This is a genomic window from Massilia sp. GER05 (genome assembly GCF_052056005.1).
In the GTDB taxonomy this organism is placed as follows: domain Bacteria; phylum Pseudomonadota; class Gammaproteobacteria; order Burkholderiales; family Burkholderiaceae_D; genus Telluria; species Telluria orientalis.
In genome coordinates this window covers 427,356-453,306 of record NZ_CP178858.1, presented here as the reverse complement: position 1 = coordinate 453,306, position 25,951 = coordinate 427,356, and the positions used below count along the sequence as shown (strand labels likewise).

At 63.5% G+C, this 25,951-nt stretch carries 23 protein-coding genes, 1 pseudogene and 1 riboswitch; of the genes and pseudogenes, 5 read left to right on the top strand and 19 right to left on the bottom strand.

Annotated elements, in window-relative coordinates:
- Positions 1-7: 7 nt before the first annotated feature.
- The 3 genes from ACL58G_RS01980 to ACL58G_RS01970 are packed head-to-tail and all read right to left on the bottom strand — an operon-like array spanning position 8 to position 3,386.
- Complete coding sequence (locus ACL58G_RS01980; protein ID WP_413386183.1) at positions 8-610, bottom strand: hypothetical protein; 603 nt, start codon at positions 608-610, stop codon at positions 8-10.
- Positions 607-2,286, bottom strand: coding sequence for a hypothetical protein (locus ACL58G_RS01975; protein WP_440964881.1), 1,680 nt, complete (start codon positions 2,284-2,286; stop codon positions 607-609). Before ACL58G_RS01975 ends, ACL58G_RS01980 begins: the two co-directional genes overlap by 4 nt.
- Positions 2,283-3,386: a DUF2345 domain-containing protein gene (locus ACL58G_RS01970; RefSeq protein ID WP_440964879.1), complete on the bottom strand. Its 1,104-nt coding sequence runs from the start codon at positions 3,384-3,386 to the stop codon at positions 2,283-2,285. Before ACL58G_RS01970 ends, ACL58G_RS01975 begins: the two co-directional genes overlap by 4 nt.
- Here ACL58G_RS01970 and istA point away from each other — a divergent pair.
- Positions 3,355-4,434, top strand: a complete 1,080-nt coding sequence (gene istA / locus ACL58G_RS01965; RefSeq protein ID WP_440962794.1) for an IS21 family transposase — start codon at positions 3,355-3,357, stop codon at positions 4,432-4,434. The genes ACL58G_RS01970 and istA overlap by 32 nt on opposite strands.
- Positions 4,431-5,216, top strand: a complete 786-nt coding sequence (gene istB / locus ACL58G_RS01960; protein ID WP_413382469.1) for an IS21-like element helper ATPase IstB — start codon at positions 4,431-4,433, stop codon at positions 5,214-5,216. The genes istA and istB overlap by 4 nt, the downstream gene beginning before the upstream one ends.
- Positions 5,217-5,287: 71 nt before the next feature.
- Here the strand turns inward: istB and ACL58G_RS01955 are convergent.
- Both ACL58G_RS01955 and ACL58G_RS01950 read right to left on the bottom strand, forming a co-directional pair.
- A pseudogene (locus tag ACL58G_RS01955) lies at positions 5,288-7,075 on the bottom strand (type VI secretion system Vgr family protein).
- Positions 7,076-7,236: 161 nt separating this feature from the next.
- Positions 7,237-7,668, bottom strand: a complete 432-nt coding sequence (locus ACL58G_RS01950) for a hypothetical protein (RefSeq protein WP_440964877.1) — start codon at positions 7,666-7,668, stop codon at positions 7,237-7,239.
- A gap of 423 nt (positions 7,669-8,091) precedes the next feature.
- On the opposite strand from ACL58G_RS01950, the gene ACL58G_RS01945 reads away from it, so the two are divergent.
- A complete protein-coding gene (locus ACL58G_RS01945; protein WP_413386185.1) occupies positions 8,092-8,742 on the top strand; it encodes a DVUA0089 family protein in 651 nt (216 codons plus the stop codon).
- Between the two features lie 3 nt (positions 8,743-8,745).
- Here ACL58G_RS01945 and ACL58G_RS01940 read toward each other — a convergent pair whose 3' ends face one another.
- Positions 8,746-10,704 carry a phosphatase PAP2 family protein gene (locus ACL58G_RS01940; RefSeq protein ID WP_413386186.1) on the bottom strand — a complete coding sequence of 653 codons (1,959 nt, stop codon included), beginning with the start codon at positions 10,702-10,704 and terminating at the stop codon, positions 8,746-8,748.
- Between the two features lie 155 nt (positions 10,705-10,859).
- Between ACL58G_RS01940 and ACL58G_RS01935 the strand changes: the two genes are divergently transcribed.
- Positions 10,860-12,842, top strand: coding sequence for a PhoX family protein (locus tag ACL58G_RS01935; protein WP_413386187.1), 1,983 nt, complete (start codon positions 10,860-10,862; stop codon positions 12,840-12,842).
- Between the two features lie 116 nt (positions 12,843-12,958).
- Here the strand turns inward: ACL58G_RS01935 and thiE are convergent, their stop codons facing one another.
- From thiE to thiC, 5 genes are read right to left on the bottom strand one after another with little or no spacing between them, the layout of a single operon-like run.
- Positions 12,959-13,564, bottom strand: coding sequence for a thiamine phosphate synthase (gene thiE, locus ACL58G_RS01930; protein WP_413386188.1), 606 nt, complete (start codon positions 13,562-13,564; stop codon positions 12,959-12,961).
- 10 nt (positions 13,565-13,574) lie between these two features.
- Positions 13,575-14,339: a bifunctional hydroxymethylpyrimidine kinase/phosphomethylpyrimidine kinase gene (thiD, locus tag ACL58G_RS01925; protein ID WP_413386189.1), complete on the bottom strand. Its 765-nt coding sequence runs from the start codon at positions 14,337-14,339 to the stop codon at positions 13,575-13,577.
- Complete coding sequence (locus tag ACL58G_RS01920) at positions 14,339-15,133, bottom strand: thiazole synthase (RefSeq protein WP_413386190.1); 795 nt, start codon at positions 15,131-15,133, stop codon at positions 14,339-14,341. The genes thiD and ACL58G_RS01920 overlap by 1 nt, the downstream gene beginning before the upstream one ends.
- A 25-nt stretch (positions 15,134-15,158) precedes the next feature.
- A complete protein-coding gene (thiS, locus tag ACL58G_RS01915; protein WP_105378838.1) occupies positions 15,159-15,362 on the bottom strand; it encodes a sulfur carrier protein ThiS in 204 nt (67 codons plus the stop codon).
- Positions 15,363-15,364: 2 nt separating this feature from the next.
- A complete protein-coding gene (gene thiC, locus ACL58G_RS01910; protein ID WP_413386192.1) occupies positions 15,365-17,278 on the bottom strand; it encodes a phosphomethylpyrimidine synthase ThiC in 1,914 nt (637 codons plus the stop codon).
- A gap of 197 nt (positions 17,279-17,475) precedes the next feature.
- Positions 17,476-17,579: riboswitch (TPP riboswitch) on the bottom strand.
- Between the two features lie 135 nt (positions 17,580-17,714).
- On the opposite strand from thiC, the gene ACL58G_RS01905 reads away from it, so the two are divergent.
- Positions 17,715-18,560, top strand: coding sequence for an MOSC domain-containing protein (locus tag ACL58G_RS01905; RefSeq protein WP_440964873.1), 846 nt, complete (start codon positions 17,715-17,717; stop codon positions 18,558-18,560).
- A 119-nt stretch (positions 18,561-18,679) separates the two neighbouring features.
- On the opposite strand, the gene ACL58G_RS01900 is transcribed toward ACL58G_RS01905, so the two are convergent.
- The 8 genes from ACL58G_RS01900 to ACL58G_RS01865 all read right to left on the bottom strand — a co-directional run bounded on the left by ACL58G_RS01900 (position 18,680) and on the right by ACL58G_RS01865 (position 25,946).
- Entirely contained in the window at positions 18,680-18,964 is a 285-nt protein-coding gene (locus tag ACL58G_RS01900; RefSeq protein ID WP_413386195.1) for a DUF971 domain-containing protein, read from the bottom strand.
- Entirely contained in the window at positions 18,961-19,938 is a 978-nt protein-coding gene (locus tag ACL58G_RS01895; RefSeq protein ID WP_440964871.1) for a HEAT repeat domain-containing protein, read from the bottom strand. The genes ACL58G_RS01900 and ACL58G_RS01895 overlap by 4 nt, the downstream gene beginning before the upstream one ends.
- 23 nt (positions 19,939-19,961) lie before the next feature.
- Entirely contained in the window at positions 19,962-20,804 is an 843-nt protein-coding gene (locus tag ACL58G_RS01890; RefSeq protein WP_440964870.1) for an ABC transporter ATP-binding protein, read from the bottom strand.
- The gene (locus tag ACL58G_RS01885) at positions 20,801-21,622 is read right to left on the bottom strand and encodes an ABC transporter permease (RefSeq protein ID WP_440964868.1); all 822 of its coding nucleotides are present in this window, start codon (positions 21,620-21,622) and stop codon (positions 20,801-20,803) included. Before ACL58G_RS01885 ends, ACL58G_RS01890 begins: the two co-directional genes overlap by 4 nt.
- A gap of 146 nt (positions 21,623-21,768) precedes the next feature.
- Entirely contained in the window at positions 21,769-23,163 is a 1,395-nt protein-coding gene (locus ACL58G_RS01880; RefSeq protein ID WP_440964866.1) for an ABC transporter substrate-binding protein, read from the bottom strand.
- Between the two features lie 21 nt (positions 23,164-23,184).
- Complete coding sequence (locus ACL58G_RS01875; RefSeq protein ID WP_036238885.1) at positions 23,185-23,418, bottom strand: 4Fe-4S dicluster domain-containing protein; 234 nt, start codon at positions 23,416-23,418, stop codon at positions 23,185-23,187.
- Positions 23,419-23,431: 13 nt separating this feature from the next.
- Positions 23,432-25,174 carry a fumarate reductase/succinate dehydrogenase flavoprotein subunit gene (locus ACL58G_RS01870; RefSeq protein WP_440964864.1) on the bottom strand — a complete coding sequence of 581 codons (1,743 nt, stop codon included), beginning with the start codon at positions 25,172-25,174 and terminating at the stop codon, positions 23,432-23,434.
- Between the two features lie 22 nt (positions 25,175-25,196).
- Positions 25,197-25,946 (bottom strand): GntR family transcriptional regulator, encoded by a 750-nt coding sequence (locus ACL58G_RS01865; protein WP_440964862.1) that lies wholly within the window; start codon positions 25,944-25,946, stop codon positions 25,197-25,199.
- Positions 25,947-25,951 lie beyond the last annotated feature (5 nt).

Here is a 25,951-nt window from a genome sequence, read left to right as displayed (position 1 = left end):
ATAATCGCTAACTGGAAAGATTATCGAGGTGCCTGAATGTTTTTTCCTTGTCAGCCAAAACATCGCTACGCAATCCCAGGTAAAATTTTGAGAAATCTTCCTTGCTGACGGATTCTCTAGTGATGCCATGGCATTCAAGTAATTTATTGATCGCATTAACTAGTGGAAGAGTTTCCGTTTCCGTCCGGATCATGCCTTTTAATGCAGCATCAAGATCGGGTGTCAACGCGTCGGCGGGTACATAGAATGCGGCATTGGACCGATTAGTCTCGTTTGCACTCGACATTAGTCGTATAAATACCGGTATCAATGAAGAATCCGCTTGTATCTGGTAAAGTTCCCACGCTGCCGAGATTTCTGCATCTTCGCGCAATTTCCCGGAATCCAATAGTTGTCTCACTATAGGGACGGCGCGCACCGGATCGGCCACAAAGAGCCCGCCAACGCTTTCACGGCTTCCGCCATTTAACACTCTTTCCAATAAATAATCGAAGGCCTTCGATCTTTCTTCGGGGGACATGCCGTCGAAATGAGCCTCATTCAACCCATCAAGCCGCTCTTTGTTGGCCGTTGTAAAAAAATCTAAGAATTTATGATATGCGTAGGTCATGGTTTTCGTTGGTCAAATTTTAGTAGCTGATCGATATAATTCGGTGACAACTGATGTGTAGATGAGCTCAAATCGACAATATGCATTTGAATGCCGTCGATTTTCCCTGTTTCCAAGCGATCCAACAGCAGGGGTTTTTCTTGATTGTGCCAAACGGTTTTAGGGGACCAGACCCTATCTGGCGTTTGCACTACGTTTACGATCCCTGATGTACTTTCGGCATACTTTCGCGACACGGCCTCCCAGAGCGGACCTGAGAAAGGGGGCGAAGCACCCGTACTACCATCCCAAGGCAGATTGTTGATATCCGGCCAATCATCTATAACACGCCCGCCTGGTGTTGTTTCGAGCGTCACGCCGCCTATTTTTTCGGCAAAGGCTCTGGCGGCATCAGGTTGACCCAAATCTTTCGCCTGCCCTGCAGTCCCGGACCAAAAAACTGCTCCATCTTTCGGCGATGCCACATCAAGCCTTTTGATAACTTCATCCCAAGTATCTCCCTCTTTGGTCGGGAAGTGTGGTTTTAATATTTGGCGGGCTTCGTCAATTTTCTTTTCTGCAAGTGCCGCATCACCACTTTTCTGAGCATTTCGCGCTTCATTGGACAGCTGTGTAACCCGTTCCCGATCTGCCATTACAAGCGCGTCAGCAGTATCCTGGATTTTTGTGCCCGTTCCCCTGTTCGTAGGCTTGACCGGATCGGGTTTCGGTTTTGGTTGAGGTGAGGGAGCTTTCTTTGGATTGCCTTTCGAACCGGGCTTCGATGTGCCCTTCGGTACCGCTTTGTTGTCTGCCGCTTTTGCCATACCGGCGGCGGCACTATCGTCCACTTTCGCCAATATTTTGCCGGGCGTGTCCATTACCGCCTGTTTGACTGGCAGCGTTGCCGTTCCCTTGTCCGCAGCGACGCCAGCGGCAACCGTATGGGCCTCCTTGGGGGCGGTTTGAGCAAGCACTTTCGCCAGTCTGGCGTCGAGTTCCGCCATCGCCAAGGGAATTTTCGTCAACGCTGCATGCTGTACAGCATAGAATTTGTGTTCCCATTCGGCGAGCTTGGCGACTGTCGTCTCGACTGTACTGAAGTATTTCAGGCTTTCCAAGTGCAGACGCAATGACTTGATCATCTCGAGCAACTTGCTGCATATCTTGCTTAGTGCCAACACAAGTGGTTTTTCGTACTTGGCGAAATTTACGGAGCGCAGGAATTTCAGGATGTCGCCCTTGATGAACTTTTGCAGGAATTGCACTAACTCAACAAGTTTGGACGCTTCCTTTATCAGCAGGAGCATGACTGCCCGTAGCGCTGCCCCGAGCTCAGTACCGGCGATGCCGCCGATTACCGCACCCACACCCGCAGCCGCCACGCCCCCTGCCGCCATCGCCAGTGGCAATGCGATCGTAATCAGACACGCACACAAGAGCACCCATTCCATGAGGTCTTCACGCTTTTCCGGGTGGCTCGCAAGGCGCAATGTGACGGCGACCGCGTCGCGTGCACTCGTCACGATCACCACACCGGGGACGAAGCTGACAAGCATGTCGGCCACCACAGCGGAAAGCGGGCGATGATCAGCGAACTCACCGAAGACGACAGATTTGAGCCAATTCATGCCGCCGACGACATTGTTCCATGCGTCGTCGAGGATGGATTGATGGTCCGGATGAGTTCCGCTCATGCGTTATTCCCACTTTCCGCATTGCTCGGCTCCCAGTTCAGAAACTCGTGCACGTCTTCGTGCATTTCGGTATCGACGGTAGAACTTGCCTGCAGAGGCTTGTAGTTATATTCGACCTTGGCCGTTGTCCCCGCACGCAACCCAGTGATACGGGCTATGCCTTGCGCGTCAAGTGTGCCTTTACGAATACTGCCGTCACTTAGGATCGCTTTATAGGCCGCGCCGGCGAGCGGCTCGCCCCAATCGGTCAGGTGACGAAATTCCAGATCGGATTTTTGAATATCGGTTTTGGGAATATGCGGCATGACGTAAGGATTTGTCGCCGGTCCGGGCATTGTGTGCATTGAGGCATGCGCGGTCCATTTTCCCGAAGTGCTGTTCGTGATCCCTGACCCGTCGATTTTCAGAGAAGAGCCACCAGCGGAAATCGTGACCTCGTCTTTTGCATGGATTTCTATACGCGATGTGGTAGACAACAGGCGCAGGACTTTTTCGGCGATGATGTCGAGGTCGTCGCTCTGTGCCTGCACTTCAACCTTTCCTTTTGCCGCAAATAACTTGACGCCGGCGTTCGATGCGAACAGGCTGATTTTTTCAGCGACGCTTGCTAGCAGACTTTTTCCTACCGCAATGTTTGTATCTTTGCCGGACGATAGCGTCACCTGCTCGCCTGCGTGCACGTGAGTGCTGGTAGCGCTGGCCAGACCGATGCCGGCAGGAGACCCTGCGACAAGGATCGGTTCCTTGAAGCGATTAGCATTCTGTTGGTTCGTGCCGTCGTAACCGCAATGAGTAGCATCAATGAAGTGGTCTAGCGCGTCGTGGCCGGCAAGTGGGGTCGCCCCTGCCTTGGATGCGGTGTCCGATAACGCCTTGCTCAGCGCTGCACCAGCTCTGAGCTGGGCTGCTGCTTCGACAGCATCAAGCTGGGTGCCTTGCGTCCCTGGTCGGCCGAAGGTGCTGAGGTACAAGCCTTTGTGGGTTGTCAGCAGCGGTTGTAAACTGATACAGGCAGCGATTGAAAACTGATACACCGATTTGAGAAGATGGCCGCTTTGCGGAGCGGCCTTGAAACCCAAAGAGGTGTACGTGGAAGTCAAGCTACTGAAGAAGCATGGGTTGAGCCTTCGGCAGATTGCCGCTGAAGTCGGCTGCGCAGTGAACACGGTGCGCCGGCATCTGGCTCTGGAGGCCGTGCCGAAGTACGAGCGCAAGGTCAAGCGCCAGACGAAGCTGGCGCAATTCGAGCGGTATCTGAGGGATCGGCAGCAGGCCGCCCAGCCCGATACGATTCCAGCCACGGTGCTGTACCGTGAGATCGCAGCGCGCGGCTACGAAGGCGGCATGAGCCAGCTGCGCGCCTTCATGCGCACGCTGCGCCCGACGCCGCCGGTAGATCCGGTGGTGCGTTTCGAGACGGCGATGGGCGAGCAGCTGCAGGTGGACTGGGTCGAGTTCCGCAAGGGCAGCGCGCCGCTGTATGCATTTTGCGCCACGCTCGGCTTTAGCCGGGCCAGCTATGTGGAGTTCGTCAGCAACATGAAGGTGGAAACCCTGATCGCTTGCCACGAGCGCGCTTTCGCTGCCTTCGGTGGCGTGACGCGGCGGGTCCTGTACGACAACATGAAGACGGTGGTACTGGAGCGCGACGCTTACGGCGAAGGCGAGCACCGCTTCCATGCCGGCTTCCTGGACTATGCCAGGCATAGCGGCTTTGTGATCAAGCTGTGCCAGCCGTACCGTGCCAAGACCAAGGGCAAGGTCGAACGCTTCAACGGTTATCTGCGCCGTTCGTTCTACGTGCCGCTGGTGAGCCGGCTGGCGCAGAGCGGCCAGAAGCTTGATGTCGTAACGGCCAACGTGGAAGTGGCTCACTGGTTGCAAGAAGTGGCCAATGCACGCATCCACGGCACCACCGGGGAGCCGCCAGCCGCGGCGTTGAAGCGGGAGTCGGAGCACCTGCAGCCACTGCCAGCACCGTGGCGGGCAGACATTGCGGCAGCCCGGCCGCAACCGGCAGTAACGGCGCCTGCGGCACCACGGCCGGCGGCAGTGGTGGAGCGGATCGCGCAACCTTCTCCGGTACAGCATCCGCTGCAGGTCTACGACGCGCTGCTGATGCGGGTATCGGAAGGAGTGGTGGCATGAATCTGCAGCATGAGCGGATCGCGGCGCTGTGCGAGAGCCTGAACCTGCCGTTCGTGGCGCAGGGCTACAGCGCCGCAACCCAGAAGGCAGCCAAGCAGGGAACGGCCTACAGCGACTTCCTGGAAGGCTTGCTGAGGGAGGAAGTAGCTGGACGCAATGTGCGCAAGCAAAGCACGCTGACCCGGCTGGCCGGATTCCCGGCAGTGAAGACGCTGGATGAGTTCAACTACGACTTTGCCAAGGGCGTCAAACGCAGCCAGGTCGAGGAGTTGGCCGGCCTGGGCTTCGTCGAACGGCATGAAAACGTGGTACTGGTCGGCCCCAGCGGCGTGGGCAAGACGCACTTGGCAATGGCCCTCGGTTACAAGGCCACGCAGGCCGGCATCAAGACGCGCTTCACGACGGCAGCCGACCTGTTGCTGGCGTTGACGACGGCGCACACGCAGAACAATCTGAAGGCGGTGATGCACCGCGCGATCAAGGCATATCGGCTCCTGATCATCGACGAGATCGGCTACTTGCCGATGAACCGGGAACAGGCCAATTTGTTCTTCCAGGTGATCGCGGCCATGTACGAGCGCAGCAGCCTGGTCGTGACCAGCAACCTGCCGTTCGGGCAATGGGACACGACCTTCGCGCAGGACACGACGCTGACTGCGGCCCTGCTCGACCGGTTGCTGCACCATGCGCATATCGTGCCGATTGCAGGGGAAAGCTATCGCTTGAAACACCAGCGACAGGCCGGAATGATGAGGGGGAACGACGTTGCAGAACTGGGCTGAACACGGACGGTGTTCGGCGACGGCGGTGTATCAGTTTTAAATCGCTGGCATGACGAAATCTGTATCAGTTTTCAATCGCCGTTGACATGGGTAACGATCGCGCCATAATCATCGGTGGTCAGTGCAAAACCTGATCCGTAAAAACGGCTCCGTTCGTTGCCTTGTTGGGTTACAAGGTAGCCTAGGTTCAGTTGTGCGTTTGTGCTCGTGCTGTAGAGCTGCGCCCGGTTCTGGCCAGTGCTATCGTCGAAGACGAGCTGATTGAATCCTGTGCCCCTAAATTCCTTCGACCTATAACCGGAAAGTTTTCCGTCGGTATGCCATCGGGGCGTCTGGTCTTCGTTGTAGAGGCGTCCAGTGACTACCGGACGATCACCATCGCCACCTAGAAACGTGACAATGACTTCCTGTCCAGTTCGTGGAACGTGGACGCTGCCCCATCCTTGTCCGGCGTGAGGATAGCTGACGCGTACCCAGCATGATGCCCTTTCATTGCCCGGGTTTTTCCGGTCCCAGCGGAACTGGACTTTGACGCGGTTCAAATGGTCCGTGTAGATTTCTTCGCCCGCTGGCCCAACAACCACGGCGGTCTGCGCGTGTACGTCAGGCTTGGTGTGTTCCGGAGGACTGCGGAAGGGAATTTTGCGCGGCTGGACTTCAAAACGGTTGAAACAATGGTCGGTTTGTTCGATACCTTTCTCAGCGCCCTGATTCACCTTTCCCTGGCTATCGCTACGGCCGATTGATGCCCTGAATTCTTCCACCTGCTGACTCAAGCTACCAGGGAATTCCTTCATGCGATGCGACAGCGGTAAATTGTTTTCGATACACCATTCGACGGCGATGACGACGAACTCGCGATCTTCTTTTACGTCGCCCTGATGCGCGGGATGGCCTTCGAAGGTGAACCATCGGCCTACCGGTAGACAGCGCGTGCCCGAGACCCCGCAAAACCGCTGCATGCGGGATTCCCATTCCTCTACCCGGATACGCGATTGCTTGTCGCCTTGATCACGGTTCGAATAGGTATAGGCGCCCGTGTATTCGTACACTTCCAGCTGGGCTGGCAGTCCGGCATGTTCCGGCAGGACGGAAGTGCTGTTCTGCTTGGGCTGGTTGGGCACCTTGTAGTCATGGGTACGAGTCGTGAGCTTGCTCGGAACAAGATTATGGGCGGCGCTCCAATGGACGATTTTGTGCACTTCATCATCGGTGCCTGCGCCGTGAAACCGAATCTGTTCAGGGGTGGTTGGCATGAGCTGGTCGGTCGAATCGGTAATCACGAGTACGTGACCGGTCCCGTCTTCAGACTGTTCGTGGTAACTGTACCAGCCTTCCTCTTCCATTAAACGCTGGACAAAATGCCAGTCGGTTTCATATTGCGTGCAATAAGAGCGTGGTTCAGGCGACCTAACCAAAACGAAACGAAAATTCCCTTGCGCCTGAGGATGCTCGGCAAATACCTCCGCTAAAATATCGTCGGCGCACTTGTCCTGCCAGATGCGGGCATCTTTGCGGAATCTGAGGAAGTGCAGCCATGGCGCGAAGGTAATCTGACAGTAGGTCAGCTGCCCGTCGCTGCCGAGTCGTTTGGCGGTGCAGACATAGCCATGAATTGGCAACTAGGTGCGGTCAGTCTGCTGCACCCATAGCGTGACCGGTTGTGCTATGAGCCTCTTCAGTTCGATGTTAGGACGTACCGATACTACGTCGACAGTGTATTCATAACATCTGCCCAACCTCTCGTGGGCGAGAACTCGTTGGGGCAGGAGAACGTCATTATCAAAAGGGGTCGTTAATTTGAGAAGGCGATTTTGTTGCCCGATGAGTGCTTGCTCGAAGGGAAAAGGGGTTTTCATATTAATTATTTCATTCCCGATGAGTTGGACGAGACAGCACAACACGTGCAACGGGAGACTTTTTATGAGAGATCATGTTCAGAAATTTGTAGCAAGAGCGAATTGTAAAATTTTATGACTTTGTTGCATAATTGTCTTCTTTTATTTTTGAAATAAATTGGTCAGCGTTCTTCACGGGTCCGGCGCGGGCCGTAGTGGAACGCATCGACGGCCCCCGTTTCCGTCAGCTCAGCTTTCTCCGCCAGATCCTGCGCCAGCCCACAAATAGTCAACGTCGGATTCCACGACCATGAAGTCGGAAACAACCCACCCCGGTGACATAGACATTCCTGACCCCATGCGGTCGATAATCGAGCCCACCGACGGACGTAGCCGAATCCTTCCCGATCCATAACGATGACGCCTCGTGCACGATGCATGGCCGGCGTCCCGGCCTTGGCGGGGTACGCGCGGCTGAGCTTGAACAATGGGCCGTTGTACTGGCTCGCCGGCGCCAGCGCGCCGTTGTTGTCCGCGTACGGTGTCGTGACCGGTGCGGCCGTCGCGGCCAGCGGGATCAGGCACAGGTCAATGGCAAAGTATCCGGGTTTCATGCGAGGCGTCCCCTTTCGTCAGTGGTTTGATTGCTCTGGGAACCTAACGCGCCGGAAATGTCGCAACGTTGAAGAAACGCAAGGATTCCCGTAATCAACACCGACCGTCGCCATTGCCATGCCGGCAGCATCCGGTTATGTGCCGCGTGGAATGGCTTTCCGCCCCCAGGCAAGGGGTGACAACGGTTTTGACAACGCGTCCGCCGCTTTAAAGCCCGCTATCGCGACGATTGTCGCCGCAAAACCGCGTCAATCCAGCCGATATGCGGCAGGCATATGTATGATTTATGGCAATTACCCCAGCAATGAGGTGCCGTCCACGCTGACAGCGGGCCGTCATTTATCGCAAGTCCTTGATTTCTCGTGCATTGATGGTCTGGCACACCAATTGCTGAGTATGGGTTTTTCAACAACGAGAAACGCATGCAAAAGCTGTTCACGATCCTGATGTGCGCCGCCGGATTCGTACTGGCGGGGGCCGCCCGCGCCACCGTCATCAACGGCACGATCCACAAGATCGACGGCGACAAGGATGGCCAAGTGGACGATGTCCGCATCTCGCAGTTCACGTTCACCGTCACGGCCGGGACGACGGTGTTCTTCGATTCGCTGGCCTACGAGGCGACCAACGTCGACCTGAACGGCGACGGGGTTATTACCGGCTTCGACGTCAACATGTGGCTGTTCAAGGGCACGACCCTGCTGCGCGACGAGGACGATTCGTCCCTCACCTTCGGCGACGGCTCCGTCCACCGTTACGACACGGCCTTCAGCCACACCTTCGGCGAGGCCGGCACCTACACGATGGCGATCGGAGAACATGGCCGCACCGGCTTCGACGCGCTGCGCGGTTATTCCACCAACACCTGGTTCAATCCGCGTGCAGGCAACCTGGACTGGGCCGCCTGGCGCGTCACGATGACGGCGACCAACGGCGCCATCGGCAACGTTGCGAACCTGAACGGCGACCCTGTCGCGGCCGTGCCGGAACCGGCCACGCTGAGCCTGCTCGGCGCGGGCATGCTCGGCGTCGCGGCCGCACGCCGGTGCCGTCCCGCCATGACATCCATGTAATCGCTATTTGCTCAAACGCAGCTGCAGACCCGTTTCGGTATAGGTCGGGGTCGCGGTGAAACCGTCGACGGCGATGGTCTCGAACTTCCCTTTCAGGCTCGTTGCAGCAATCACCGTCAGCGTGTCGCCAACGGCCGGCTTGTAGCCGTCCAGGAACTTGATCCGCAGCGTGCCGCCGGCGATCGTCGCGGTGCCGCTGACGTTGATGCGTCCCTGCTGGCCGGCACCCAGGCGCAGTTCGAGGGTTGCACCGGCGAGCTGCGTGTAGTTGCCGCCCACGACCAGCGCAGCCGGCGCGTTGCTGGCCACGGTACCGCCGCCGGCGACATAGACGTCGCCGTTGCCGAACGCCCTGGCCGACAGCGCCTCGAGCGTTCCCCCTTCGACCTGGGTGCCGCCCGTCCAGCTGTTCTGACCGCCCAGCTTCAGCGCGCCAGTACCTTGCTTGACCAGCTTCCCGCTGCCGGCAATGTCGTTGCGCCAGCGGTCGGCCGCATTGAAGCCGCCGTTGCTCGCATCCATGTTCACGATCACGTTACCGGTGAAGACGGCATAGCCTTCGGCCGCGGCGAACAGATTCAGGCGGCCCCAACCTTCAGGATCGTCCAGGACCGGGTAACCGGAGGGAATCGCCGTGGTTTTCAGCACGACGCGGCGCTGCGCGTCGGTCAGGTAAGGCAACCGCGTCTCGAGCAGCACTTCGGCGCCCTTCGGCACCACGGCCGGCAGGTTCGTGGCCCCGGTCTGCGGCAGGTTGTACGTCATCCGGCGGATGTAGTTGGCACGACTGGTGGCGTAGTCGGCGAAACGGTCGTTCGCGGCGGTGCCGGACACGGCGTAGGCCGCAAAGGTCGCCGGCGTGGTGCCGGTCAGCTTCATGAGGGTCGCATGGGCCTGCGTTACGGCAGCGGAGCGGACTGCGGCACCCGCGGCGATCAGGTTGGCGGCGGCCACGGCCTGCGCCTGGACCCGGCCACTGATGACGTCCAGCGGCGAATGCATGCCGGCGAGGATGCGGCTTTCGCCCAGTTCCAGGCCGCGACCGACCAGCTCCTGGTAGCGCTCCGGCAGCACGTAAGCCATGCCGACGGCATTGCGGGTCGCCTCGGCCGCGTGGCCGCTGGTGAAACCGCCGTCGGTGCTCGGGGTCGTGCTCTTGGCCGGCTCCAGTTGCGGCACGACCTTCACCGCGCTGCTCCAGCGGTAGGGACGCGCATATTTGTAGAAGCGCTTGGCGGGCTCGGTCGAGCCATTGTTACCCATCGAGTTGATCAGGTCGACGACCTTGCCGAAGTCGGCATTGGCGTCGCCGCCGACGCCGTTGTTGTTGCCGCCGTCATCGTATTTGACGGTGGTGGCATCCGCCGGAATGTCGGTGATCGTGGTGGTCTGGCGCGTGGCCGTGCGCCAGGCACTGGTCAGCGGACCCATGCCTTCGGTCACGCTGTAGCCCTTGTTGCGGCGATCGTCCAGGTAGGCCTGCAGCGTCTGCTCGGCAGTGCGGCTGGCGGTGGCTTTGACCACGTAGTCGATATTCGCGTTGTGAACGGCCGCGTTGACGATGGTGCCGCCTTGCGTGCCGTCGTTGGGCAGGCCGGTCCAGGTCGAGGCGACCACCGCGGGGAAACCATCCACGGCGGGCGCGGTGACGCCGGCGTCGACGATCTCGGTCAAGGGTTTCCAGATGTCGAGCATGCCGCCGAGTACGCGCACACCGGCGTTGGTCGCCAGGGTTGCATAGCGGGCGTCGCCACGCTGGTTGGTGGCGGCCGTATCGATGAAGGCCAGCGCCGACGGCACCGGCGCCGTGTCGGGTGCGCCCTGGTCGGCGGGCGCGGCCGGAATGGCGAGTATGGTGTCGGCATTGTCGTTGCGATCGGAGCCGCCGCAAGCTGTCAGCGCGAGCAGCGTGCCGGCAGCGATGGCGAGAGGAAGACGGCGCAGCGGATTGGGGTGGTGCATGCGAAACCCTTCAATGTGTTGTCAAGGCGGAAAAATCGATCGCATGATATGAGCGGCTGATGACGGCTTAATGACCGACGATTCTTGTAATTAGGGTGAAATATTTGTCAACTAATCTCCGGGCATTCCTTTTGTGAACCTTGGAGAGTTGACGCATGAACCCGAATCCCGACGTGTCCCGCCGCCGCCTGCTTCGCCTGATGGGCGCCACCCCGATGCTGCCGCTGGGCGCCGGCGGCGTGGCCGCTCTGCTGGCCGGCTGCGGCGGCGGCAGCGACAATGACACCCCGACGACCACCGCGCCGACGACGCCGGCCGTGACCCTCGCCAGCGTGTCGTTCGGGTCGATGACGGCGCCGACCCTGGCCGCCGCCGCCGCGATGGCGACGACCTCCGTCGGCTCGACGATGACGGTCAACTTCAGCGACAGCAGCAAGCTCGATTTCAAGCTGTCGTATCAACCGTTCTTCATCACGGGCGACATGGTCCCGAACGGCAGCGGCGGCACCATCCTCGCCGGCGGCTACTACGACATCAACAACAAGCCGATCGTCGACACCACCGTCGCCGGCAAGGAGCGCCAGTTCTTCTCGGACTCGCCGGACGGCACGTCGCTGCTGACGGTGCCGAACGCGAACGTGGCGGGCGTGAAGGGCAATACCGTGTTCGCCGTCGTGCAGTTCGAGTACACGACGTGGGCCCAGGACGGCAAGACCGACATGTACGGCCGGCTGCCGTCGCCGATCGCCGTGCTGACCCTCGACCAGGACAAGACCACCGGCAAGCTGACGCTCGTGAAGTACCACAACGTCGACACCTCCAGCGTGAACGGCCTGTGGATCACGTGCGGCGCGAGCCTGTCGCCGTGGGGCACCCATTTGTCGAGCGAGGAGTACGAGCCGAACGCCTACCTCGCCGCCTCCGATGCGCAATTCAAGGCCTTCAGCAAGAACCTGTACGGCGACGAGACGAAGGCGAACCCGTACAACTACGGCCACCTGCCGGAAGTGACGGTCAACGCGGACGGCACCGCATCGATCAAGAAGCACTACTGCCTCGGCCGCATCTCGCACGAGCTGGTGCAGGTCATGCCGGACAACCGCACCGTGATCATGGGCGACGATGCCACCAACAGCGGCTACTTCGCGTTCGTGGCCGACAAGGAAAAAGACCTGTCGGCGGGCACGCTGTACGTGGCCAAGGTCGGCACCGGCTTCTCGCTGGACCCGGCCGCAGCCGCCGCGCCGCTCACGTGGATCAAGCTGGGTTCCGCCACGAGCGCCGAAATCCGCTCGCTGGCCGCGTCGCTGAAACCGGCCGACATCATGGACGTCAAGACGACCGACCCGGCCGATGCCACCTACACGAAGGTCACCGCGAACGGCCGCGTCGAGTGGCTCAAGGTGAAGGCCGGCATGGAAAAGGCGGCCGCGTTCCTGGAGACGCACCGCTACGCCGCCCTCGTCGGCGCCTCGATGGGCTTCACGAAGATGGAAGGCACCACCGTCAACATCAAGGACAAGATTGCGTACTCGGCCCTGCAGAACTGCCAGAGCTCGATGGTCGCCGGACACGCGCTGAACGTGCCGGGCAATGGCATCTCGATCCCGAAGGCGCTGAACGCGGGCGCCGTCATGATGCTGAACCTGAAGGGCGGCCAGAAGGACACGGCCGGCAACGCCATTAACAGCGAGTGGATGCCGGCGGATACGAAGGCGCTGCTGGTCGGCGAAGACATCGCCGCCGACGCCCTCGGCAACACGGCGAACCCGGACAAGGTGGGCAACCCGGACAACCTGAAGTTCTCGGAAAAGATGCGCACGCTGTTCATTGGCGAGGACAGCAGCCAGCACGTGAACAACTTCCTGTGGGCGTACAACGTCGACACGAAGCAGCTCGCGCGCCTGCTGTCCGTGCCGGCCGGCGGCGAGTCGACGGGCCTGCATGCCGTCGACGACGTCAATGGCTGGACCTACATCATGAGCAACTTCCAGCATCCGGGCGACTGGGGTGGCATCCACGCCGGTGTCAAGGGCACGCTGGACCCGCTCATCAAGGCCAATTACAAGGACAAGTTCGGGGCGGCGGTCGGTTACCTGACCGGTGAGCTGGCGCAGTTCAAGCTGGCGAAAGCTTGACCGCGAACGCATGAACCGTCGCCCCTGCGAAGGCAGGGGCCCAATGTCGATGCGTTCACGCGGCGCAAAACTTGGCCCCCCGCCTTCGCGGGGGCGACGTCGAGGCCGCAGGCCGCTCAGAACAACGCCACGAACTCCCGCGCCGCCGAATACGGATCCGGCGCCTGCACCACGCTGCTGATCGCCGCGACCATATCGGCCCCGCGCGACACGAGCGGCCGCGCGTTCGCCGCCGTCATCCCGCCAATCACGACCACCGGCACGCACAGGCTGGCCTTGGCCTGCAGGACGATGTCCGGCGGCGTCGTCACCGCATACTTCTTCACGAGCGACGGATAAAAACCGCCGAACGCGACATAGCTCGCGCCCGCGCCCTGCGCGCGGCGCGCCAGTTCCAGGTCGCCGTAGCACGACGCGCCCACGATCTTGTCCGGGCCGACGACCCCGCGCACCGCCGCCACCGGCGCATCGAGGCCGCCCACGTGGATGCCGTCCGCATCGAGCTCCGTGCACAACGCGACGTGGTCGTTGATGACCAGCGGCCGGCCGTTGCGGCGGCACAGCGCGAGCAGGGCAGAGGCCTGTTCGCGGCGCAGATCCGGTCCCGCATCCTTGTGGCGGTACTGGATCAGCGCGGCGCCGGCGCGCAGCGCCTGTTCCGTCACGTCCAGCAGGCGGTCGGTGTCGTCCCAGTTCGGGGTCACCAGGTACAAACCTCGCATTTCTGTTCTCCTATGGATGGATGCGGCGCGGGATGCGCTGGCCCGGCGCGATGGCGTACGAGTGTGCGAGCGTCCGGTCGCAGTAGCGCTGGCCCAGTTCGAGCGCCTGCGCCATCGTGTCCCCCAGCGCCAGGCGCGCCGCGATGCTCGATGCGAGCGTGCAACCGCTGCCGTGGAATTCGCCGCGCAGCCGCGGCCAGCGCCATTCGCGCGCGCCCGCGGCCGAGAGCCAGCGGTTGACGACGTCGGCGCCGTTGGCGTGTCCGCCCGTGACCAGCACGTGAGGGCAGGGCAGGTCGGCGCCCGTCGTGGAGATGCCCAGCGCCGCCGCCTCCGGCAGGTTCGGCACGACGAGCGTCGCCAGCGCCAGCAGCGGCGCCAGCGCAGCGAGGGCGTCGCCGCGCGCCAGGCTGTCGCCGCGGCCGCTGGCCAGCACCGGGTCGAGGACGACGGGCAGGCCGGGCCGGCGCACCCGCAGCATGCGGATGATGCCGGCGATGGCTTCCGCGTTTTCTCGGCTGCCGGGGATGCCGATCTTCACCGCGTCGATGGGCACCGTGTCGGCCAGCACCACGGCCTGGCGCAGCAGCAGGCCCGCGTCGACGGGTACCACTTCGCGCACGGCGTTGTTGTCCTGGACCGTCAGCGCCGTCACGAGCGGCAGCGCGTGCGCGCCCTGGGCCGATATCGCTTCGATGTCGGCCTGGATGCCGGCGCCACCCGACGGATCGAGGCCGGCGCACACGAGGACGCAGGGCCGCGTGGCGGTCTCCATCAGATCCGGCCCGCCATCGGCGACGACGGCGATGCCGCGAATTTGCGCGGCATGCGGCCCGCCAGATACGCTTCGCGCCCCGCTTCCACCGCGAGGCGCATCGCACCCGCCATACGTACCGGATCCTGCGCGCCGGCGATGGCGCTGTTCATCAGCACGCCGTCGCAGCCCAGTTCCATCGCGATGGCCGCGTCGGACGCCGTGCCGACGCCCGCATCGACGATCACCGGCACCTGCGCCTGCTCGATGATCAGCGACAGGTTCCACGGATTCAGGATGCCCATGCCGGAACCGATCAGCGACGCGAGCGGCATGATCGCCGCGCAGCCGATGTCTTCCAGCATGCGCGCCTGGATCGGGTCGTCGCTGCAATAGACCATCACGTCGAAGCCGTCGCGCACCAGTTCGCGCGCGGCGACGAGCGTCTCGGGCATGTTCGGGAACAGCGTCTTTTCGTCGCCCAGCACTTCCAGCTTGACGAGCTTGTGCCCGTTCAGCAGTTCGCGCGCCAGCTGCAAGGTGTACACGGCGTCCTTGGCGTTGTAGCAGCCCGCCGTGTTGGGCAGGATGGTCCAGCGCGACGGCGGCACCACGTCGAGCAAATTCGGTTCGTTCGCGTGCTGGCCGATGTTCACGCGGCGGATCGCCACCGTGATGATGTCGGCGCCCGATGCTTCGGTCGCGGCGCGCGTCTGTTCCAGGTCGCGGTATTTGCCGCTGCCCACCAGCAGGCGCGAGTTGTAGGCCTTGCCGGCGATGGTGAGCGGCCGGTCCGCATGCGTCGTATTCGTCATGTCGTATTCCTTTTGAAGTTCAGGATCAGCCGCCGCCGATGGCGCGCACCACGTCCACGCGGTCGCGCGCCTGCAGGGGCGTGTCGCGCCAGCGCTCGCGCGGCACGACCTGGCGGTTCACGGCCAGCGCGAGCTTCTGTCCCGCGAGGCCCAGCGATTCCACGAGGTCGTGCAGGCTGGCCTGCGCCGGCAGCGTGTGCGCGGCGCCGTTCAGTTCGATCTCGACCATCCTTATTCCTTGTGATACAGCTCGGCGCCGCGCTTCATGAACTCGACGGCCTTCACCTGCATGCCCTGTTCCAGCGCGGCGTTCGCGGCGATGCCCTGGCCGGCCGCGTAGTCGCGCACTTCCTGCGTGATCTTCATCGAGCAGAAGTGCGGACCGCACATCGAGCAGAAGTGCGCCACCTTGGCGGAATCCTTCGGCAGGGTCTCGTCGTGGAAGGAACGCGCCTTGTCCGGATCGAGGCCCAGGTTGAACTGGTCTTCCCAGCGGAATTCGAAACGGGCTTTCGACAGCGCGTTGTCGCGGATCTGCGCGCCCGGATGGCCCTTGGCCAGGTCGGCCGCATGCGCCGCGATCTTGTACGTGATGATGCCGTCCTTGACGTCGTCCTTGTCGGGCAGGCCCAGGTGCTCCTTCGGCGTCACGTAGCACAGCATCGCGGTGCCGTACCAGCCGATATTGGCGGCGCCGATGCCGGACGTGATGTGGTCGTAACCCGGCGCGATGTCGGTCGTCAGGGGGCCGAGCGTGTAGAACGGCGCCTCGTGGCACTGCTCCAGCTGCAGGTCCATGTTTTCCTTGATGAGCTGCAGCGGCACGTGGCCCGGACCCTCGATCATCACCTGCACGTCGTGCTTCCACGCGACCTGCGTCAGCTCGCCGAGCGTCTTCAGTTCGGACAGCTGGGCTTCGTCGTTGGCGTCGTAGATCGAGCCCGGACGCAGGCCGTCGCCCAGGCTGAACGCGACGTCGTACGCCTTCATGATCTCGCAGATCTCTTCGAAATGCGTGTACAGGAACGATTCCTTGTGGTGGGCGAGGCACCACTTGGCCATGATCGAGCCGCCGCGCGAGACGATGCCCGTCAGGCGGTTCGCGGTCATCGGCACGTAGGCGAGACGCACGCCGGCGTGGATGGTGAAGTAGTCGACGCCTTGCTCCGCCTGCTCGATCAGCGTGTCGCGGTAGATGTCCCACGTCAGGTCCTCGGCCTTGCCGTGCACCTTTTCCAGCGCCTGGTACAGCGGCACCGTGCCGATGGGGACGGGGCTGTTGCGGATGATCCATTCGCGCGTTTCGTGGATATGCTTGCCGGTCGACAGGTCCATCACGGTGTCGCCGCCCCAGCGCGTGGCCCACGTCATCTTCTCGACTTCCTCGCCGATCGACGACGTCACGGCCGAGTTGCCGATGTTCGCGTTGATCTTCACGAGGAAGTTGCGGCCGATGATCATCGGCTCCGATTCCGGGTGGTTGATGTTGTTCGGCAGGATCGCGCGGCCTTTGGCGATCTCGTCGCGCACGAATTCCGGGGTGATTTCACGGGGAATGCTGGCGCCGAACGACTGGCCCGGATGCTGGCGGCCGATCATCTGCGCCATGCGCTTGCCCGTGGGGCCGGCGGCTTCCAGCGCGGCGAGGTATTCCTGGCGGCGCAGGTTTTCGCGGATGGCCACGTATTCCATCTCGGGCGTGACGATCCCCTGGCGTGCATAGTGCATCTGCGTGACGTTGCGGCCGGGGACGGCGCGGCGCGGCTTGCGCTGCAGGTTGAAACGCAGCTCGGCCAGCTTCGGGTCGTTCAGGCGTTCGACGCCGTAGTGCGACGACGGGCCGGCCAGTTCTTCGGTGTCGCCGCGCTCGCGGATCCAGTCGGCGCGCAGCGGGGCCAGGCCGGAGCGGATGTCGATGGCGGCGTCGGGATCGGTGTACGGCCCGGACGTGTCGTAGACCCACACGGGCGGGTTCGGTTCATGGCCGAACGATGCGGGCGTGTCGGACTGGGTGATCTCGCGCATCGGCACGCGGATGTCCGGGCGGCTGCCCGTCACGTAGACCTTGCGGGAATTGGGCAGCGGCGCGACGGCGGCGGCGTCGACGGTGGCGCTGGCGGAGAGGAATTTCGGATCGGCGTTCAAGTGCACTCCTTGTTGGTCACTGAGGGGCACTTCAAAACCGTCGCGAGCGGCAGCAATTTTTGTCCGAGACGCGGAGCTGTACGCTAGTACAGCGAGCATCGCAGGGCAAAAATGCAACGCGCAGCAGGTTTGGAAGTTCCCCGTAAGATCGGCGATCCAGCTGGAGGAGATGCGGAGAATACGTGCAGCGAACGTGCGCGTCGACTCTGTAGCTTCCCTTCGCTGGCATTATCCAGATCAGGTTCGGAGGGTATTTCTCACCCACGCCGTTGATGACGGCGCAGGACCCCTAGCATTGGCGTCGTTTCGTGCAGTCCACGAAACGACGGGACGGAGTGTACGCGGGTTTTATGCGCTTGGCAAACAGGAACCGCGGGTGTGGATTGGTGCATACTATCGGCCTGACTCTTCAGATCCCATCAGAACGAACCGATCCATGGCCCTCCTAACCCATCTGCTGCTGTACCCGATCAAATCCTGCGCCGGTATCGCCGTCCGGTCCGCCACCGTGCTCGAATCCGGCCTGTTCGCACTGGGCGTGCACGACCGCAAATGGATGCTGGTGACGGAAGACGGCCAGTTCCTCACGCAGCGCGAGCATCCGCGCATGGCGCTGCTCCGGCCGCTGCCGGATGGCGGCAGGCTGCGCGTCCATGCGCCCGGCATGGATCCGCTGGTGTTGCCGCTCGCCTGGGACGCGTCCGCGCCGAAGCGCACGGTGAAGATCTGGGACGACACGGTGGACGCCGCCGATTGCGGCGACGCGGCGGCGGACTGGTTTTCGAATGCGCTGGCAACCTCGTGCCGGCTCGTGCGTTTCCACCGCGACGTCGTGCGCCCGACGAGCACCAAGTGGACGAACGGCGTGGAAGCGCGGACGCGTTTCGCGGACGGTTATCCGCTGCTGCTGATCGGCCAGGCGTCGCTGGACGACCTCAACGCCCGCCTAGTCGCGGCCGGCCGCACGGCGCTGCAGATGGACCGCTTCCGCCCGAATCTCGTCGTCGACGGCATCGATGCCTGCGAAGAGGATTTTCTCGCGACGCTCACGATCGGCGACGTGGAGATCCGTCCCGTGAAGCCGTGCGCGCGCTGCCCGATCCCGTCCATCGACCAGGCGACGGGCATTCCCGGCCCGGATCCGCTGGACATCCTGCAGACTTACCGCGCCAATCCGCGCATGGATGGCGCCGTGTGCCTGGGCATGAACTGCATCGTGACGGCGGGGGCCGGCAACGAGCTGCATCTCGGGCAGGAATTGACCACCGAGATCGCGTTCTGATGTCCGTGTGGGCACGGGGTGCCACCGTACGGATTGATGTTCGCGTGGGCACGGGGTGCCCACCCTACGGCATCGCTACATCGTAGGGTGGGCGGCCCCCGCCCACGCGAACGCCGACATCACACGAACGTCGCCAGCATCTCGTACGGGTAGATCCCTCGCCGGTGCCCATCGCTGAACGTCAGGTTCAGCGCATAGGCACCCACCGGCTCGATGGCGGCCACGCGCACGGCGGCGTCTTCCGGCACCTCGATCCCGGCCCGCCGCTGCGCGCGGCATGCCGAGCACGGACACGCCGCGCGCAGCCGCGCGTGCGTCACGCGCGCGCTGCGGCCGTCCGGCCAGTGCAGCGCCAGCACGCCCTGCGCGGCGTGGTTCTCGATGGTCTCCGGCAGCGCCGTCATGCTTGCGCCCCGATCTGCTGCAGCGCGAGGCGCACGGACTTGCGCACTTCCGGATCCGGGTCGTTTTCCGCCGCGCGCAGCGCGGGCAGGGCGGTCGGCGAACCGATCTCGCCCAGCGCCAGCGCCGCTTCCTTGCGCAGATTGCCGATCGTGTGCGTGAGCGCCGCGGTCAAGCCGGGCAGGGCATCCACATTGCGCAGGCGGCCAAGGCTGCGGGCGGCGCGCAGGCGCACCTGCCAGTAGGCGTCGTCCAGCGCGGCGATGAGGGCCGGCGCCGCGTCGCGCAGGCGCAGCTTGCCGAGCGTCGTCGCCGCTTCCTCGCGCACCTGCCAGGCCTGGTCGGACAATGCGGCCAGCAGGGCAACCAGCACAGCGGGCATCTCTTCCGCGAAACCCAGCGCACCGGCCGCGGCGCGGCGGACTTCCGGCACCGGATCCTGGATCGCCAGCCGCGTCAGCGCGTCGACCGCATCGCGGCGTTTCAGGTAACCCAGCACGGTCAGGGCTTCGCGGCGCACGAGCGGATCGGCATCGTCCAGGGCCGCCAGCGCGGGCGCAAAACTGTCCGGCACGCGCAGCTCGCGCACGCCGCGCAGCGCCGCCGCACGCACGAAGGGCTCGATCGCGCCGATGAACGGCAGCAGTTCCTGTGCAGATTCCTGCAGCTTCAGTTCGGAGAGGCCCTGGGCCGCGGCGGCGCGCACGTCGGCATCTTCGTCCGACAGCAGGCGCGCGAGGCCGCGCACGGTCGCCGGCGATTCGAAGGCTTCCAGCGCCCGCGCCGCTTCCGCACGCACGACGGCGGCATCGTCGCCGAGCGCGGCGAGCAGTAGCGGCACGTGGGCGTCGCCGTCCAGGTCGGCCAGGTCCATCACGGCGATGCGGCGCACCGTGGCATCTTTATCCTGCAGGCGCTCAAGGAGAGAAAAATGCGGTTCGGCGAGTTCGGGGTCGTCGTAAAAATCGGAAGTCACGGTGTGTCCTTGCATGGCAGAGTTCAGAGAGGGCCCAGGGGGCTCAGGCGCGCGAGCGGCGTGATGCTGGCCTGCGGGTGCAGCAGGTCCAGGCAGTGGCGCTTCAGGCGCGTGAAGTGGTTCGACGTCATGACGTCCGGATGGCGCGGGCGTTCGAAGTCGAGGCGGATCTCGTCGATGATGCGGCCCGGCCGTGGGCTCATCACGAGGATGCGGTCGGCGAGGAACAGCGCCTCGTCGATGTCGTGCGTGATGAAGATGATGGTCGTGTTCACGCGCGCCCACACGTCCAGCAGCAGTTCCTGCATCTTCAGGCGCGTCTGCGCGTCCAGCGCGCCGAACGGCTCGTCCATCAGCATCACGCGCGGATGGTTGATCAACACGCGCGCGATCTCCACGCGCTGCTGCATGCCGCCCGACAGCTGGATCGGATAGCGGTCCTCGAAGCCGGCGAGGCCCACGAGGCCCAGCAGCTCGCGCGCCCGTTCGCGCCGCTCGCGCCGGCCCACGCCCTGCATCTTGAGGCCGAAGGCGACGTTGTCCAGCACCTTCTTCCACGGGAACAGCGTGTGCTGCTGGAAGACGAGGCCGCGGTCCGGATGCGGTCCCGCGACGGGCGCGCCGTCGACGTGGATGCTGCCGCGGCTCGGCGTCCAGTGGCCGGCCAGCGCGCCGAGCAGCGTGGACTTGCCGCAGCCGGAGGGTCCCAACACGCAGACGAATTCGCCCGGCGCGATGGACAGCGATATGTCCTGCACGGCGTCGAACGCCTGCGCTCCCTCGCCGAGGCGGACGCCCAGCTTGTCGATCTCGATGGCGCCGCCCTGCGCCAGCTGCACGCGTTCGAAGTTGGTCGTCTGGTTCATCGCTTTTTCCTTTGCATGTGGTACCAGGGCATCGCAAGGTCGCCGATCTTCTTCACGAGCGCGCTGCTGCCCATGCCGATGACGCCGATGAACAGCATGCCGACGACGATGTCCGGGTAGTTCTGGATCGTGTACGCGGCCCACGTGTAGTAGCCGATGCCGAACTGGCCGGAGATCATCTCCGCCGTCACGAGGCAGAACCACGCGGTGCCCATGCCGATCGACAGGCCCGTGACGATGTTCGGCGCGGCCGCCGGCAGGATCACTTCCGAGAAGATGGTCCAGCGGCCGGCACCGAGGCTGCGCGACGAGGCGACGAGACGCGGGTCGGCGCCTTCCACGCCGTGGACCGTGTTCAGCAGGATCGGGAACAGCGCGCCGATGAACGTGATGAACACCATCGACAGTTCCGACGACGGGAACATCAGGATCGCCAGCGGGATCCAGGCGACAGCCGGGATCGGGCGCAGCATTTCCAGCGGCGGCAGCAGCACGTCTTCCAGCAGCCGCGAACGGCCGATGAAAAGACCGAGCCCGATGCCGACGATGCCCGCCGCCACGAAGCCGGCGAACACGCGCCACACGCTGGCCTTCAGGTGCAGCGCCAGCTTGGGCGATTCGATCAAGGTCGTGGCGGCGTCCAGCACGTCCTTCGGCGACGGCACGTTCTGGAAAGAAACCAGGCCGAGGTCGAGGTGGTGGGTCGACGCCCACTGCCAGGCCGCCACGCAGGCGGCGAGCGACAGCGCACGCAGCAGCAGGCGGCCCGCGCGGCGTAGCAGGGCCGGGTCGAGTGTGCGAGGGGCGGTGGTGTCCATTGAGGCTCCTGGGTTACTGTAATAGGAACGCTGCGTTTGAACGTCGTTCCCGCAGAGGCGGGAACCCAATTTCTTCGACTACGGCCGCAAAACTTGGATCCCCGCCTGCGCGGGGATGACGAATCATCCGCTAACGGGTAATGGGATCAGATCGATTTCGCGCCCTTGAGCGTATCGAAGTCCACGACCTTGCCCTTCACCTTCGCGGCCTGCGTTTGCGCATCCGCCTTCAGCAGCCAGGCGCTGACGTCCTTGCCGTCGGCCGCGACGACGAACCATGCGTCGCGGGCCAGCAGCTTCAGGCCCGAGCCCTGGTCGTGGGCGTACACGGTGCGCGCCTTCTTGCCCGCCTGTTCCAGCTTGCGCAGCTCGGCGATCGCGGTCGTTGCGTTCGCGTAGTGGCGTACGAGCGGCTCGCCTTGCACCCAGATCTGCGTGAGGTGGCGGAAGTCCGTGATCGGTTTGCCGGTGACGGCGTCCTTGGCCTTCAGCGGCAGCTTTTCGTAGTTCTTCAACTGCTTGTCGTAGTCCAGGCCGGCCTGCCTGAAGGCAGTGCGAATAAAGGTATCGTCGATGAAGCTGTTCACGTCGATGTCGGCATCGGTCCGCTTCAGGAGGCGCAGGGTCTCGATCGACGTTTTCACGGCTTGCCGATACTCCGGCTTCCACGTGAAGTCGCGCGTCTGCAGGCCCACGGGGCCGTGGAATAGATAGTTCACTTCCGCTTCGATGCCGGTGACTTTCGCGATCAGCTCACTGTATTTTTCCGGCTCGGCCGCGATCAGGCGGTCCGCCTCGATGGCGGCACGCAGGTAGGCGACGACGATTTCCGGGTATTTCTTCGCATACGCCGCGTCGACGAGGCTGCCGTGCATCGTCGGCGCCTGGGCTTGCGAGCCGTCGTAGATCTTGCGGGCGAAGCCGCGGTGCGGGAATAACTCCGCGAACGGGACGAAGTCGGCGTGCGCGTCGACCTTGTTGCTCTGCAGGGCCGAGCCGGCGACTTCCGGCGCCTGCGTCGTGATGTTCACGTCCTTCTCCGGATCCCAGCCTTGCGCCTTCACGGCGCGCAGCAGCATGCCGTGGGCGGTGGAGGCGAACGGCACGGAGATCGTCTTGCCCTTCAGTTCCGCCAGCGATTGCACGGGCGAGTTCTTCGGCACGACGATGCCGTTGCCGGAACCGAGCGTGCTGCCCGACAGGACGGTGATGAAGATGCTCTTCTTGCCCGCCTTGGCGTGCGCGGCGCCGTTGAAGGAGCCGGGGAAGTCGGCCATCGAGCCCAGGTCCAGCTTGCCGGCCACCATCTCGTTCGTCAGCGGCGCGCCCGACGTGAAATTCTTCCACTCGATGTCGTACTTGACGTCCTTGTACTTGCCGTCGTGCGGCAGGTATTTTTCGAGCAGGTGCAGCTCGCGGATCAGCAGGCCGCCGGTGGCGCAGTTGATGGTCGTGTCCTGCGTGCCGATGGCGACGCGGATGGTCTCGGCCGCGTTGGCGGAACCGAAGGCGAGCAGCAGGGACAGGGCAAGGAATTTCATCGATTGTTCTCCGTAGGTTGTTCAGCGCAGCAGATAGGGGATGTCGACGTGCACGGCACCCGTGGGGCAATCCTTCTCGCACGGCATGCAGTACCAGCATTCGTCGAACTTCATGTAGGCCTTGCCCTTGACCATGTCGATGGCCAGCACGTCGAGGGGGCACACGTCCACGCACACGGTGCAGCCCTTGTGTGCGATGCATTTGTCTTCGTCGACGGTGACGGGGACGCTGGTGATGTTGATGGTGGTCGGCATGAGGTTCTCCTGGTCAGGCCGCGAGGGCTTCGGTCTTGTGCACGCGCAGGCGGCGGTAGGCGTCCTTCTCGTTTTCGTCGAGCGGAACGATGTACGGGGCGACCGGGCGCTTGAAACAGGTCATTTCGCCGTCCTGCTTCTTCAGCTGCACGTGCACGAACCAGTCGGCATCGTTGCGCTGCGGGTAGTCGACGCGGTTGTGGTACAGGCCCCAGCGGCTCTCCGTGCGGTACAGCGACGCGCGCGCGGCCATCTCGGCGCAGTCGCGGATCGCGTGGATCTCCATCGCGCGCATTAACTCGTGCGGATTCCTCGCCTGCAGGCGATCGAGGTCGGCACGGATCATCTCGAAGCGCTGCAGGCCGATCTCCATCTTGCGCGTGACCTTCGGCGGCTGCAGGTAGTCGTTGACCATGCGGCGCAGCTTGTACTCGACCTGGTTCGGCGGCAACCCGTCCTCGCGCGTCAGCGGCGCCCACACGCGGGCGCGCTCGCGCTCGACCTGGGCCTCGTCGACGGCGGGCAGCGCGTGCGCCGCGCAGTACGCGGCCGCGCTTTCGCCGGCCAGGCGGCCGTAGACGAACGCGCCCAGCATGTAGTTATGGGGCACGCAGGCGAGGTCGCCGGCCGCGTGCAGGCCCGGCACCGTCGTGCGCGCATGCTCGTCGACCCACACGCCGGACGCGGAGTGGCCGCTGCACAGGCCGATCTCCGAGATGTGCATCTCGACCATCTGCTCGCGGTAGTCCGTGCCGCGCCCTTCGTGGAAGCGCCCGCGGCTCGGACGCTCGTTCGTGTGCAGGATCGTCTCGATGGTCTGGATGGTTTCCTCGGCCAGGTGGTTCATCTTGAGGAACACGGGGCCGTTGCCGCCCTGGAGTTCGTCGTAGAACTCCTGCATCATCTGGCCGCTCCAGTAATCGCATTCGATGAAGCGTTCACCTTTCGCATTCGTCGTGTGACCGCCGAACGGGCCGGTGACGTACGCGCAGGCGGGGCCGTTGTAATCCTTGATCAGCGGGTTGATCTGGAAGCATTCGATGCCGGACAGCTCGGCGCCCGCGTGGTACGCCATGCTGTAGCCGTCGCCCGCATTGGTCGCATTTTCGTAGGTACCGAACAAATAGCCCGAGGCGGGCAGCCCGAGACGTCCGGCGGCGCCCGTCGCCAGCACGACGGACTTCGCGCGGATCACGTGGAAGTCGCCCGTGCGGCAATCGAAGGCCATCGCGCCTGCGATTTTGCTGGCACCTGAGCCGTCTTCGGCGGTCAGCAACCGCGTGGCGACGAGGCGGTTGGTGATCGCGACGCGTGCCCGTTTCAGGCGGCGGTACAGCACCTTCTTGATGTCGTGCCCCTCGGGCATCGGCAGCACGTAGGTGCCCATGTGGTGGACCTTGCGCATCGCGTAGTCGCCCGTCTCGTCCTTCTCGAACTTCACGCCCCAGCTGTCCAGCTCCTCGATCATCGCGTAGCTGTTCTGCGCGTACGCCATCACGGTGGCCTGGTTGACGATGCCGTCGTTGGCGATCGTGATCTCCTTGACGTACTGTTCCGGCGTCGCGAAGCCCGGCACGACGGCGTTGTTCAGGCCGTCCATGCCCATCGAGATCGCGCCGCTGCGCTTGACGTTGGCCTTTTCCAGCAGCAGCACGCGCAGCTGCGGGTTCGCTTCCTTGGCTTTGACGGCGGCCATCGGGCCGGCCGTGCCGCCGCCGATCACGAGCACGTCGACGGTTTGAATATGCGTTTCCATATCGGTTCCAGTTAAATGAATGTCAGGGATGGCGCGGCAGGCGCAGGGCGTACTGGAAGGCTTCGCCGCGTACGTACAGGTATTCGAAGTCGACCGGCATGCCGTCCGCCGTCCACGTCAGGCGCTCGATGCGCAGCAACGCGGCACCCGGTTCCACGCGCAGCGCCCCGGCCAACGCGTGATCTGCATTGACCGCGCCGATCTGGATGTCGGCGTGGCCGAGCGTGATGCCGTAGTCGGTTTCCAGGATCAGGAAGATGTCGCGTTCAGCGAGGTTCTCGCCGCGCAGGCGCTCTCCGATCGCGGGGGGCAGGTACGTGATCTCGAACGACACCGGCTCGCAATCGAGCCAGCGCACGCGGTGGATCTCCGTCACCGGCGCGCCCGGCGCCACGCGCAGCCGCGCCGCCACCAGGGGCGTTGCCTCGACCAGCGCATGCTTCACGACGCGGTTGACGATCCGGTGGCCCTTGCGCGACATCGCTTCGCCGAAGCCTTCCAGCCGCGCCAGTTCCTGGCTCGGACGGGTCGCGGCGACGAACGTGCCCTTGCCTGGCACCTTCACGATCACGCCTTCCTTCTGCAGGTCGCCCAGCGCCTGGCGCACGGTAATGCGGCTCACTTTGAAGAGGGTGCCGATCTCGCTTTCGGACGGCAGCCGGGCCTGCGGGGCATAGGTGCCGTCGACGATGCGTTCGCGCAGCCGTTCACGGACTTGCGAATACAGCGGGACGGCGGATGGTTCGATGGCGCGAAGGGTGGCGTGGGTCATGGTCT